Raw genomic sequence first — 11,902 nt, 5'->3', positions numbered from 1 at the left:
AGGATTTCAAGCCGATGTCTGGGAAGACATCGGCAAGTGATTAGAAATTAATCTTGTGGCGTCCGGCGAGCGAGTGCGACAGCGTGGTGCCATCGACCATTTCCAGCTCACCACCGACCGGCACACCGTGTGCAATGCGGCTGGCATCAACGCCATATTGTCCGCACAGCTCGGCGATGTAGTTGGCCGTGGCTTCCCCTTCCACCGTGGGATTGGTGGCGAGGATCACTTCGGTTAAGGTTTCGCGCTCGAGACGCTGCTCCAGCCGATCCAGGCCGATATCCTGTGGCCCAATGCCATCCAGCGGTGACAAGTGCCCCATCAGCACAAAGTAGCGGCCGCCAAACTGGCCGGTCTGCTCAATGGCGTGGATATCTGCCGGGCTCTCCACCACACAAATCTGGCCGTTTTGCTGACGACGCGGATTGGCGCAGATGGTGCAGATTTCCTGTTCGGTGAAGGTACGGCAATCGGCGCAGTGACCGATTTCCGACATGGCGCGGGTCAATGCCTGCGCCAGACGCATGCCACCGCTACGATCGCGCTGCAACAGCTGAAAAGCCATACGCTGCGCCGACTTCGGGCCAACGCCCGGCAGGCAGCGCAACGACTCCATCAAAGATTCAAGCAGTGGACTGGTTTGCATCAGAACGGCATCTTGAAGCCAGGCGGCAGCTGCATACCTGAAGAGACCGCAGCCATCTTCTCTTTCTGCGTTTCGTCAATACGGCGTGCCGCATCGTTGAAGGCCGCGGCGATCAGATCTTCCAGCATGTCTTTGTCATCTTCCAGCAAGCTAGGATCGACTTCAACACGACGGCAGTTGTGCGCACCGTTGATGGTTACTTTAACCAAGCCAGCGCCTGATTCACCGGTCACTTCGATCGCGGCGATCTCTTCCTGCACTTTGGCCATTTTGTCTTGCATCTGCTGGGCCTGTTTCATCAGGTTGCCCAATCCGCCTTTACCAAACATAGTTTTCTCTCTCTGCTGGGGCTGCGCGCAGTTGACGCGCGGCAGCATGTTCACACCGGTCGAATACTCTCTTCATCCAAATCGGCATCGAAGAATCGACGCAATGTCTGAATATGGGTATCGCTTTCGATCGACTGTCGCGCCTGCGACAGCTTCTCTTCATAAATGGCCTGGCGCCACTCCAGTGGCGTCAATACCGTAGGATTATCGTCTTCAATAATCGTCAATTCAACCGGCTGACCGGCAGACTGACTCAGCGCTTCCGCCAGCGCCTGCCTGGCAGAAGCTGAATTCAGATGGCGCTGACTGCTGCGCAGATGCAGCGTAACGCCGGCTTCGCCCACCTCTTTCCACGCATTGAGCGCCACTTGCTGCACCAGTTTTGGCAGCGTCAGCGCGGCGATTTCAGCAGCCCACGCATCGCGCTGCTGGGCTTCTTCCGCCAGACGCAGCGCCAGCTCAGGGGTTTTCTCATGCTCCAGTGCCGAACGCAAGGCTTTTGGCGTCGCCACCGGCTCCGCTTTAACCTCCACCGGCAGTTGCGTTTTCCAGCGATAGGCTTCCGGTTTGGCCGGGGCTTTTACCGTGGGTTCAGACGCACGTTGTTGCACACGTTCAGTGACGCTAGCGAGACGTTCCAGCGCCGGATTCGCCGGCCGCGCGGAACGCGCTGCCGGCTCACTCTTTTTTGCTTTGCCGGCTCCCTGACGCAGCAACTGCGTTCGCGCCTGTAACAACTGGCTGGTGGAGTCAGGTAACGGATCGGGCGCGGGCTGCATGTCTGGATAATCATCCGACACCGGCGGCGCGTCAGGGTTCGGCGGTGCCATCTGCGGCTGCGCAGCCGGTGCGGGCGCGGCTTTCGCTTCGGCTTGTGGCGCAGCAACCTGCGGCGCAGCTTGTGGCGTCAAGGTGGGACGCGCCACCGGCTCCGCAATCGTTGCCTGCGGATGGAACGCCAGCGCCCGCAGCAGCGTCATCTCTACGCCTAAGCGCCGATCCGGTGCCAGCGGCAGATCTTTACGTCCCATCAACAACGTTTGGTAATAGAGCTGCACGTCAGCCGGTGGCAGCACGCGCGCTAACTCGCGCAGGCGATCGGCCTGGCTGAGATCGTCCTCGCTGAGCGAGCTTGGCAGCAGCTGCACCATCGCAATGCGGTGCAGTAAACGCAGCATCTCGACCAGCAGCGCTTCCCACTCAACCCCACGCGACGCGGCCTGATTCAGCAGCGCCATCACCTGTTCGCCCTGGCCATCCACCAGCGCTTCAATCAGCGCCAGCGGCTGTTCATCGTCAAGCGTGCCGAGCATTTGTGCCACGGTGTCACGCGTTACGCTGCCCTGCCCCATGGCAATCGCCTGGTCGGTCAGGCTCAGCGCATCGCGCATGCTGCCGTCAGCGGCGCGTGCCAGCAGATGCAGCGCACGCGGTTCGGCAGCAATCTGCTCCTGCTGCAACACATGCGCCAGCTGCTGCTGGATTTGCTCAACGTCGAGCGCTTTGAGATGGAATTGCAGGCAGCGGGACAAAATCGTCACAGGCAGCTTCTGCGGATCGGTGGTCGCCAGCAGGAATTTAACGTGCGATGGCGGCTCTTCCAGCGTTTTCAGCAGCGCGTTGAAGCTGTGACGCGACAGCATGTGCACTTCATCGATCAGATAGACCTTGAAGCGACCGCGCGCCGGCGCGTACTGCACGTTATCGAGCAGATCGCGCGTATCTTCAACTTTGGTGCGTGATGCGGCATCGATCTCAATCAGATCGACAAAACGGCCCTGCTCGATTTCGCGGCAGTTATCGCATTGCCCGCACGGCGTTGACGTGATGCCGGTTTCACAGTTAAGCCCCTTCGCCAGCAGACGGGCGATCGAGGTTTTCCCGACGCCGCGTGTGCCAGAAAAGAGATAAGCATGATGGATTCGTCCCAGTGACAACCCGTTGGCCAGCGCAGTCAGCACATGTTCCTGACCGACTACGTCAGCGAAGGCCTGGGGACGCCATTTTCGCGCAAGTACCTGATAGCTCATGTGGATTCAATCACTGGAATTTAGGGAGAAGGGAGAAAATGCAGCTTCGCAAACCCTGTTTATTTTGGCAGTAGTTTAACAGCCACCAGCGGATCAGCAACCACTAACTTTGCAGAGGTGGCGCCCCGCCGTGCAGCGGAGCGCGCAGGCCTTAGTGGCCGGGGAAATTCACCAGGCTGAAGCACTCGACGCCCATGGCAGTCAGGCGGGCTTCACCGGTCAGGTCAAACAGATTAATCACGAATGCGGCGTCTTTCACTTCTCCACCGGCGCGGCGGATCAGCTTCACCGTTGCTTCCAGCGTGCCGCCAGTCGCCAGCAGATCGTCCACCACCAGCACCACATCGCCTGGTTTAATGGCATCTTTGTGCAGTTCCAGCGCATCGGTGCCGTACTCCAGCTCGTAGCTTTCGCTGAAGGTGTCACGCGGCAGTTTGCCCGGCTTACGCACCGGCACAAAACCCACGCCCAAACCCAGCGCCACCGGTGCGCCAAACAGGAAGCCACGCGCTTCCGTTCCCACCACCTTGGTGATGCCTTTGTTACGATAACGCTCCACCAGAATGGCGATCGACGCGGCATACGCCTGCGGATCTTCCATCAGACTGGTCACGTCACGGAACAGAATGCCCGGCTTCGGATAGTCAGGAATGCTTTTAATGCTGTTTTTGATGAGTTCAAGCTGCTGCGCAGTTGCGGTCATAAATGTTACGCCTGGAGAAAATATCTAATACGCGCAGCTTCTCTAGCGCCAAACCCCGGAAACCGGGTTAAGCGAAGTCGTTTATAAGGGAAGCCACGCACGAAGATGCCCAAATCTATGCAAATACCCGGCTAAATGCAACCCTCACGCTACTGTTATGGCGGGTTGGCATCCTCGGTTACAACCGGAATGCGCCACATAAAAAGCAGCAGCAGGCACAGCATCGCGCCTAACAGGATGCGCACCCACAGCAGGTTTACTAAATAAAGGGACACCGAAAAGGTAATCACAATCAGCAACATGGCGCGCCCTTTGGCGCCGGGCGGCATGGCACGATGCTGCTGCCAGTGGCGAATAAAGCGACCAAACGGCGACTTCCACAGCAACCAATGATGGAAACGCGGCGACGAGCGGGCAAAACACCAGGCCGCCAGCAACACAAATGGCGTCGTCGGTAATAAAGGTAATACAATGCCCAGCGTACCTAGCACAATCGCCAGCCAGCCAAGGCTCAGTAGTAAAATGCGCTGCATGCCTGATGCCTGAATAAGTCAAAAACAGCGTTACGTTAACACAGTCGGAAACAGAGTGATGCCCCAACCGCCCGCCCAGCAACGTCTCCATGCCATGTTAGAGTTACTGCGCCAGCAGATTGCGCAGCAGCCGGATGGTGCCTGTCGTCAGCCCCGTTTTGATTCTCACCTGTTTCGCACCAGCGGCACGCGCCTGGCGGATTATCTGCGCGAACTGGAAGGCAATGTGACGCAGTTAACCGCTGCTGACACTGATGTGGAGCGCCGTCAATGGCTGGCGGAGAAAGTGCTGGATCAAATTGCCGCATTACAGCGCGAATGCCAGAGCCAGCAGCTGCGCGTCAAGCGCGAGCGGCCACGTGTCGATGCACGCCAGGCCAAGCGTGAAGAGTATCAAGGCTACGAAAAACGCTTACTGGCGATGATTGCGCAGCGCGAGCAGCATCTGGCGCGCGCTGAAACGCTGAGCGTTCAGCAGCAGTTAATTCGTGAAGTCGATCAGCTGCAAGAACGTTTGGCACGCTGCCGCGCCGCTATCTACAAACTGGAGTTGCCGCCTATGCCGCGCTGAACGCGGCGCTTTTTCCTCTATACTCATTGCGGTGAGAAAAAGGAGTAAAATCATGACGCTGGTATTATGGATTGTGATCGGTTTAGCGGCAGGCTGGCTCAAACGGGTGATTTTTCCCGGTCGTCCGGGAGGATTTGTGCCGACGTTGGTGCTGGCGGTGATTGGCGCGCTGATTGGCGGCTATATCGCCACCTACTTCACCACCGGCGATCTGGCCGTCCTGCATCCAGCCGGTTTCGCCAGCGCACTGCTGGGCGCGCTGTTAATGCTGCTGGTCGCGGCGAAATTACGTATTTAGGAGAAAAAATGTCACTGGACAGCGCACCCGACGAAATCAAACTTGCCGTCGATCTGATTCAACTGCTTGAAGAGAATAATGTCCCTACCGCCACCGTGCTGGCTGCGTTGGCGATTGTTCAGCGAGATTATGAGCAGAAACAAGCGGCGGAAATCAAGGCCGACTAAGCAGCGTTGGACTCAAGCGCAACATATCAAGAAACGCATCCACCAGCTGAGGCGCATCGGCTGCCAAATCAAAACTTTGCGGGTTGAACAGCCAGCTTTCCATCATGCCATTGATATAGCCGCGCATCAGTAGCGCCGCCTGACGCGTATTCAGGTTCGCAGGCAATTGGCTGGCATCAATACAAAGACGTAGTACAGTTTCAATTCGATCGTAACACGCTTGCAGTAAGCTCTGCTGCATATCCTGTAACGTCGACATTTCGCCAACAAACTCACATTTATGAAAGATAATCTCCATTAATGCGCGTCTTTGCGGATCCTTTGCTGTGGCGTCAAGGATATAGATCAACATAGAACGAACAACAGAAAGTGGATCGCCCGGGTATTTTGTCTGATACTCAAGTTCCACATCGTCCAGCCCAGCGTCACAACGCAGCCAGATTTCCTGCAAGAGATCGGCTTTATTTTTGAAATGCCAGTAGATAGCCCCGCGCGTGACGCCGGCCGCTGTTGCGATATCCGCCAGAGACGTGGCGGCCACACCATGTTCGGAAAAGTGTGCTAATGCGGCGTCAAGAATTTGATGCCGTGTTTCAAGAGCTTGCGCTTTGGTTTTTCGTGCCATGCTGGGCTTTTTTTACAAACTTGTAAGTTTACATACATTTGTGAATGTATGTACCATAGCATGACCCGTGTTTTAACGCAGCAATGGGTTTATCGGTTTGTGATCCATTGATCATTTGATATCGGACACTAGAGGTTTATTTATGAATAAAAACAGAGGATTAGCGCCTCTGGCGGCCGTCCTGATGCTATCAGGCAGCTTTGTGTTAACAGGATGTGATGATAATAAATCCCAGCAAGCCGCCCAGCAGCAGCCCCCAGAAGTGGGTGTTGTAACGTTAAAAAACGAACCCTTGAAAATTACCACCGAGCTGCCGGGCCGTACCTCGGCTTTCCGCGTTGCGGAAGTGCGCCCTCAGGTGTCAGGAATTATCCTCAAGCGTAATTTTGTTGAAGGTAGTGATGTAAAAGCCGGTCAGTCGCTGTATCAGATTGATCCCGCCACCTATCAGGCGGCCTACGACAGCGCTAAAGCGGATCTCGCCCAGGCTGAAGCCAATGCGCGTGTCGCGCAGTTAACCATTACTCGCTATAAGCCGCTGCTGGGTACCAAGTACATCAGTCAGCAGGACTATGACACCGCCGCTGGCACCGCAGCCCAAACTGCTGCTGCCGCCCAGGCTGCGCGTGCCAACGTCGAAACTGCGCGCATCAATCTGGCGTATACCAAAGTGACGTCACCCATCAGCGGCCGTATTGGTAAATCGTCGGTAACCGAAGGTGCGCTGGTTTCCAACGGGCAAACCACTGCCCTGGCGACCGTGCAACAGCTCGATCCTATGTATGTCGATGTGACCCAATCCAGTGATGATTTCCTGCGTCTGCGCGCAGAGCTGGAATCCGGTCAGTTGAAACAGAACGACGGTAAGGCCAACGTCACCCTGCTGATGCAAAACGGTAACGCATACCCGCAGACAGGCACATTGGAATTCTCTGATGTGAGCGTGGATGAAACCACCGGCTCGATCACGCTGCGCGCCATCTTCCCGAACCCGGACAATCGCCTGCTGCCAGGCATGTTTGTTCGTGCGCGTCTGGATGAGGGCACCAATCCCACCGCACTGCTGGTGCCGCAACAGGGCGTAACACGCACCCCAACCGGTCAGGCAACCGCAATGGTGGTTGGCGCAGATAATAAAGTGGAATCGCGTAACATCACCGCTAATCAGGCATTTGGCGACAAATGGCTGGTGACGGAAGGTCTAAAAGAAGGCGATCGGGTGATCACCACCGGTATCCAGCGTGCCAAACCGGGTGCGCAGGTGACGCCAAAAGAAGTCTCCGATGATGCCAAAGCTGCACCAGAATCACCGTCTGCTAAATCATCGTCATAACAGGAGCCACTGATACATGGCTAAGTTCTTTATTGATCGCCCCATTTTTGCGTGGGTGCTCGCCATCATCATCATGTTGGCCGGTGTGCTATCGATTATCAGCCTGCCGATTGAGCAATATCCCAATGTTGCACCGCCGGCGGTTGAAATCCAGGCCACCTATCCGGGTGCTGATGCGAAAACGCTGCAAGATTCGGTGACGCAGGTCATCGAGCAAAACATGAACGGTATCGATGGACTGATGTATATGTCCTCGAGCAGTGACTCGTCGGGGACATTGACGCTGACGCTGACCTTCCAATCCGGTACTGATGCCGATATCGCGCAGGTTCAGGTGCAGAACAAACTGCAGCTGGCCACGCCGTTACTGCCACAGGAAGTACAGCAACAGGGTATTCAGGTTAAGAAATCCTCTAGCAGCTTCCTGATGGTGGCGGGTTTTGTCAGTGATGACGGCACCATGACGCAGAATGATATTTCTGACTATGTTGCTTCAAACATCAAAGATCCGGTTAGCCGTATGCCGGGTGTCGGTGATACTCAGGTGTTTGGTGCGCAGTATGCGATGCGCATCTGGCTGGACCCACACAAGCTGAACAACTATTCACTGACACCAGTGGATGTGATCAACGCGCTGAAAGTCCAGAACACCCAGATCGCCGCGGGTCAGTTGGGCGGTACGCCACCTGTACCGGGCCAACAGCTGAATGCCTCGATCATTGCGCAAACCCGTCTGACATCGACAGATGAGTTCGGCAATATTCTGCTGAAGGTGAATCAGGATGGTTCGCAGGTACGTCTGCGTGACGTGGCGAAGATTGAACTCGGTGGTGAAAACTACGAGATCATCGCGCGTTATAACGGCAAACCGGCTTCCGGTATCGGTATCAAACTGGCCACCGGCGCTAATGCACTGGACACCGCCGATGCGGTGAAAGCAGAACTGGCGAAACTGGAGCCGTTCTTCCCGGCAGGCATGAAAACGGTTTATCCGTACGACACCACACCGTTCGTGAAAATTTCGATTTTCGAAGTGGTGAAAACGCTGTTCGAAGCAATCGTGCTGGTGTTCCTGGTGATGTATCTGTTCCTGCAAAACTTCCGTGCGACGCTGATTCCAACCATCGCCGTTCCTGTTGTGTTGCTCGGAACCTTTGCGATCATCAGTGCTTTTGGCTACTCGATAAACACCCTGACGATGTTCGGGATGGTGCTCGCCATCGGCCTGCTGGTGGATGACGCCATCGTGGTGGTAGAGAACGTCGAACGTGTAATGGCGGAGGAAGGCTTACCGCCGAAAGAAGCGACCAAACGTTCGATGGAGCAGATTCAGGGCGCATTGGTCGGTATTGCCTTGGTGCTGTCAGCGGTATTTATTCCAATGGCGTTCTTCGGTGGTTCAACCGGCGTCATTTATCGCCAGTTCTCCATCACCATTGTTTCGGCGATGGCGCTGTCGGTGCTGGTGGCGTTGATCCTGACGCCTGCGCTTTGTGCCACCATGCTGAAGCCAGTGGAGAAAGGCGCTCACGGCAAAACCACCGGTTTCTTCGGCTGGTTTAACCGCCTGTTTGATAAGAGCACCAACCACTACGTTGATAGTGTCGGTCATATCATTCGCAGCACCGGCCGTTACCTGCTGATTTATCTGGTGATCGTGGTCGGCATGGCGTACCTGTTCCTGAAACTGCCTACCTCATTCCTGCCGGAAGAGGATCAGGGTTTGTTACTGGCGCAGGCGCAATTGCCAGCCGGTGCTACCCAGGAACGTACCCAGAAAGTATTGGATCAGGTGACGGATTACTTCCTGACCAAAGAGAAAGACAGCGTTAACTCCGTGTTTACCGTTAACGGCTTCGGCTTCGCCGGTCGTGGACAGAACACCGGTATTGCGTTCGTCAGCCTCAAGCCGTGGGATGAGCGTGGCGATGCCAACCTGAAAGTGCCTGCGATTGCCGGTCGTGCCATGCAGGCGCTCGGTCAAATCAAAGATGCGATGGTGTTCCCGTTCAACCTGCCAGCAATTATCGAACTGGGTAACGCCACCGGCTTCGACTTCATGCTGACCGATCAGGGTAACCTGGGTCACGAGAAGCTGACCGCCGCGCGTAACCAGCTGTTTGGCATGATCGCCCAGCATTCGGATACGCTGGTGGGTGTGCGTCCAAACGGCATGGAAGATACGCCGCAGTACAAACTGATCATCGACCAAGAGAAAGCGCAGGCGCTGGGTGTGTCGCTGTCGGACATCAATACCACGCTGGCTTCAGCATGGGGCGGTTCTTACGTCAACGACTTCATCGACCGCGGTCGCGTGAAGAAGGTGTACGTTATGGGCAAGGCCGATTCACGTATGTTGCCGGACGATATCAGTAAATGGTACGTGCGCAACAGCGGCGGCACCATGGTACCGTTCTCCGCCTTCTCTTCGGCGAAGTGGCAGTACGGTTCACCGCGTCTGGAACGTTACAACGGCTTGCCATCGATGGAGATTCTGGGCCAGGCTGCGCCAGGCAAGAGCTCCGGTGATGCCATGAACCTGATGGAAGAGTTGGCAGGAAAACTGCCGGCGGGTATCGGTTACGACTGGACCGGCATGTCCTATCAGGAACGCTTGTCAGGAAACCAGGCTCCGGCGCTGTATGCTATCTCACTGATTGTGGTGTTCCTGTGTCTGGCCGCGCTGTATGAGAGCTGGTCGATTCCGTTCTCGGTCATGTTGGTGGTACCGCTGGGTGTTGTCGGCGCACTGATCTTCACCACGCTGCGTGGCTTAAGTAACGACGTCTACTTTGTGGTGGGCTTGTTGACTACCATAGGATTGTCGGCGAAGAACGCCATCCTGATTGTCGAATTCGCCAAGGATTTGATGGAGAAGGAAGGTAAAGGGTTGGTGGAATCCACGCTGGAAGCATCCCGTATGCGTCTGCGTCCGATTCTGATGACCTCACTCGCCTTTATCCTCGGCGTAATGCCGCTGGCGATCAGCACCGGTGCGGGTTCTGGCGCACAGAACGCGGTAGGTACAGGCGTAATGGGCGGGATGGTAACAGCGACCGCGCTGGCTATCTTCTTCGTTCCGGTGTTCTTCGTGGTGGTACGTCGCCGCTTCAGTAAGAACAAAGGTGACCTGGAACACGGTCATCCGGTTGAGCACAAACACTAAGTTTTACTCTTCCCTAAAAGGCCGCTGATGCGGCCTTTTTTATTGCTGTTCCCCTGCCCCGCCAAAATCCCTGCGTTTTTCACGGTTGCAATCAGCCATGTTCGGGCTCATACTATTGTTATAGTATAACATTACATAGCGAGGTTACTATGAAACCGAATATCCATCCTCTTTATCGCCCAGTGGTGTTCCACGACACCTCGGCCAACGAATACTTTAAAGTCGGCTCCACCATCAAAACCGAGCGCACCATTGAGTATGAAGGTGAAGTGCTGCCATATGTCACGCTGGATGTCTCGTCAAAATCCCACGTGTTCTACACCGGCAAGCAGAAAGACTTTGCTAAAGAAGGCAGCACCGCGCGCTTCAACCAGCGTTTCGGCAGCTTCCTGTCGCGCAACAAGTAACGCTGGAGAGAACAGATGCAGGTATTGAGTTCATTGCGCTCTGCAAAGACGCGCCATAAGGATTGCAAAGTCGTGCGTCGTAAAGGTCGCATCTATGTGATTTGCAAAACTAACCCGCGCTTTAAGGCGGTTCAGGGAAGAAAGAAAAAAAGGTAGGAAAGTGTCGTGATAGTTGGCCGGGATGCTCCCCGGCCTTTTTTTTACTTCATGCTATGCAAAATGGCGTCAACATTGTGTTTGAACGCGGCGACATAGGTCGCTGCTGGGCCATTCGCTTCCGACAGCGCCTCAGGATAAAGTTCCCCGCCCGGCTGCGCGCCGGTTTCGCTGGCAATCTGTTTTACCAGTCGCGGATCGGTTTGATTCTCCATAAAGTAGGTTTTGATGTGCTCGGCCTTCAGTTGTTGGATGATCGAGGCCACGTCGCTGGCGCTGGCTTCCGCTTCGGTAGAGAAACCCACCGGCGCCAGGAAACTGACGCCATAGCGTTGGCCAAAGTAGCCAAAGGCGTCATGGCTGGTCAGCACTTTACGCTTGCTCTTCGGCACTTCGGCAAAGGCATTTTTCGCCCAGCTATCCAGCTTCTGCAGCTGCTGAATGTAACTTTCACCGCTTTTACGAATATCCGCCGCATCTTCTGGATCGGCTTTGATCAGCGCATTCATCACATTAGTGGCGTAGATCACACCGTTTTGCATGCTGTTCCACGCGTGCGGATCGGTGATGCTTTTGCCGTCCTCTTCCATCTTGCGCGTGTTGACACCGTTCGATGCCACTACGATGGTGCCTTTATAGCCTGACGCGCCGATCAGGCGATCCATCCAGCCTTCCATGCCCAAACCGCTCACGAATACCACATCCGCCTTCGACAGCGCCTGGCTATCCTGCGGCGTCGGTTCGAAGGTGTGCGGATCGCCATTCGGCCCGACCAGCGATTTCACGTTAACGTGATCGCCACCAACCTGTTTAACGATATCCGCCAGCACGGTAAAGCTCGCCACAACATCAACGCTTTTCGCCAGCGACAGCGGGCTTGCCAGCATGGCGCCAATCGCCAGACTCAGCGGTAACTTTTTCATTCCTATCCCCTTATT

General features: G+C 55.6%; 14 protein-coding genes and 1 other annotated feature. Of the genes, 7 read left to right on the top strand and 7 right to left on the bottom strand.

Annotated features, from left to right (window positions below):
- Positions 1–40: 40 nt before the first annotated feature.
- The 5 genes from recR to K5Y33_RS01010 all read right to left on the bottom strand — a co-directional run bounded on the left by recR (position 41) and on the right by K5Y33_RS01010 (position 4,241).
- Positions 41–646 carry a recombination mediator RecR gene (gene recR / locus K5Y33_RS01030; protein WP_008103873.1) on the bottom strand — a complete coding sequence of 202 codons (606 nt, stop codon included), beginning with the start codon at positions 644–646 and terminating at the stop codon, positions 41–43.
- The gene (locus K5Y33_RS01025; protein ID WP_008103874.1) at positions 646–975 is read right to left on the bottom strand and encodes a YbaB/EbfC family nucleoid-associated protein; all 330 of its coding nucleotides are present in this window, start codon (positions 973–975) and stop codon (positions 646–648) included. The genes recR and K5Y33_RS01025 overlap by 1 nt, the downstream gene beginning before the upstream one ends.
- 50 nt (positions 976–1,025) lie before the next feature.
- Positions 1,026–3,005, bottom strand: a complete 1,980-nt coding sequence (gene dnaX, locus K5Y33_RS01020) for a DNA polymerase III subunit gamma/tau (RefSeq protein WP_222233092.1) — start codon at positions 3,003–3,005, stop codon at positions 1,026–1,028.
- Positions 1,623–1,684 (bottom strand) — a sequence feature (DnaX frameshifting element). Its footprint overlaps the gene before it by 62 nt.
- Positions 3,006–3,156: 151 nt before the next feature.
- Positions 3,157–3,708 carry an adenine phosphoribosyltransferase gene (gene apt / locus K5Y33_RS01015; RefSeq protein ID WP_101762398.1) on the bottom strand — a complete coding sequence of 184 codons (552 nt, stop codon included), beginning with the start codon at positions 3,706–3,708 and terminating at the stop codon, positions 3,157–3,159.
- Between the two features lie 155 nt (positions 3,709–3,863).
- Positions 3,864–4,241 (bottom strand): DUF454 family protein, encoded by a 378-nt coding sequence (locus K5Y33_RS01010; RefSeq protein WP_222233091.1) that lies wholly within the window; start codon positions 4,239–4,241, stop codon positions 3,864–3,866.
- Positions 4,242–4,299: 58 nt separating this feature from the next.
- On the opposite strand from K5Y33_RS01010, the gene priC reads away from it, so the two are divergent.
- From priC to rsmS, 3 genes are read left to right on the top strand one after another with little or no spacing between them, the layout of a single operon-like run.
- Positions 4,300–4,812 (top strand): primosomal replication protein PriC, encoded by a 513-nt coding sequence (gene priC, locus K5Y33_RS01005; protein WP_222233835.1) that lies wholly within the window; start codon positions 4,300–4,302, stop codon positions 4,810–4,812.
- Between the two features lie 52 nt (positions 4,813–4,864).
- The gene (locus K5Y33_RS01000; protein WP_137385287.1) at positions 4,865–5,110 is read left to right on the top strand and encodes a GlsB/YeaQ/YmgE family stress response membrane protein; all 246 of its coding nucleotides are present in this window, start codon (positions 4,865–4,867) and stop codon (positions 5,108–5,110) included.
- A gap of 8 nt (positions 5,111–5,118) precedes the next feature.
- Entirely contained in the window at positions 5,119–5,277 is a 159-nt protein-coding gene (rsmS, locus tag K5Y33_RS00995) for a pleiotropic regulatory protein RsmS (protein WP_192414050.1), read from the top strand.
- On the opposite strand, the gene acrR is transcribed toward rsmS, so the two are convergent.
- Positions 5,264–5,902: a multidrug efflux transporter transcriptional repressor AcrR gene (gene acrR, locus K5Y33_RS00990; RefSeq protein WP_110867732.1), complete on the bottom strand. Its 639-nt coding sequence runs from the start codon at positions 5,900–5,902 to the stop codon at positions 5,264–5,266. The two genes, rsmS and acrR, sit on opposite strands and share 14 nt — an antisense overlap.
- A 142-nt stretch (positions 5,903–6,044) precedes the next feature.
- On the opposite strand from acrR, the gene K5Y33_RS00985 reads away from it, so the two are divergent.
- The 4 genes from K5Y33_RS00985 (at position 6,045) to ykgO (ending at position 10,964) form a co-directional block, all read left to right on the top strand.
- Entirely contained in the window at positions 6,045–7,235 is a 1,191-nt protein-coding gene (locus K5Y33_RS00985; RefSeq protein ID WP_101762404.1) for an efflux RND transporter periplasmic adaptor subunit, read from the top strand.
- Between the two features lie 16 nt (positions 7,236–7,251).
- Complete coding sequence (locus tag K5Y33_RS00980; protein WP_101762405.1) at positions 7,252–10,401, top strand: multidrug efflux RND transporter permease subunit AcrB; 3,150 nt, start codon at positions 7,252–7,254, stop codon at positions 10,399–10,401.
- Positions 10,402–10,550: 149 nt separating this feature from the next.
- Positions 10,551–10,808, top strand: coding sequence for a type B 50S ribosomal protein L31 (locus tag K5Y33_RS00975; protein WP_101762406.1), 258 nt, complete (start codon positions 10,551–10,553; stop codon positions 10,806–10,808).
- 15 nt (positions 10,809–10,823) lie between these two features.
- Positions 10,824–10,964, top strand: coding sequence for a type B 50S ribosomal protein L36 (gene ykgO, locus K5Y33_RS00970; RefSeq protein ID WP_008103894.1), 141 nt, complete (start codon positions 10,824–10,826; stop codon positions 10,962–10,964).
- Between the two features lie 44 nt (positions 10,965–11,008).
- Here the strand turns inward: ykgO and K5Y33_RS00965 are convergent, their stop codons facing one another.
- Positions 11,009–11,887 (bottom strand): metal ABC transporter substrate-binding protein, encoded by an 879-nt coding sequence (locus tag K5Y33_RS00965; protein ID WP_222233090.1) that lies wholly within the window; start codon positions 11,885–11,887, stop codon positions 11,009–11,011.
- Positions 11,888–11,902: the final 15 nt, after the last annotated feature.

Source organism: Pantoea sp. DY-17, from assembly GCF_019795975.1.
GTDB lineage: Bacteria > Pseudomonadota > Gammaproteobacteria > Enterobacterales > Enterobacteriaceae > Pantoea > Pantoea leporis.
Note: the sequence above shows the minus strand (reverse complement) of the source record. Positions and strands in the feature narration are given on the sequence as shown.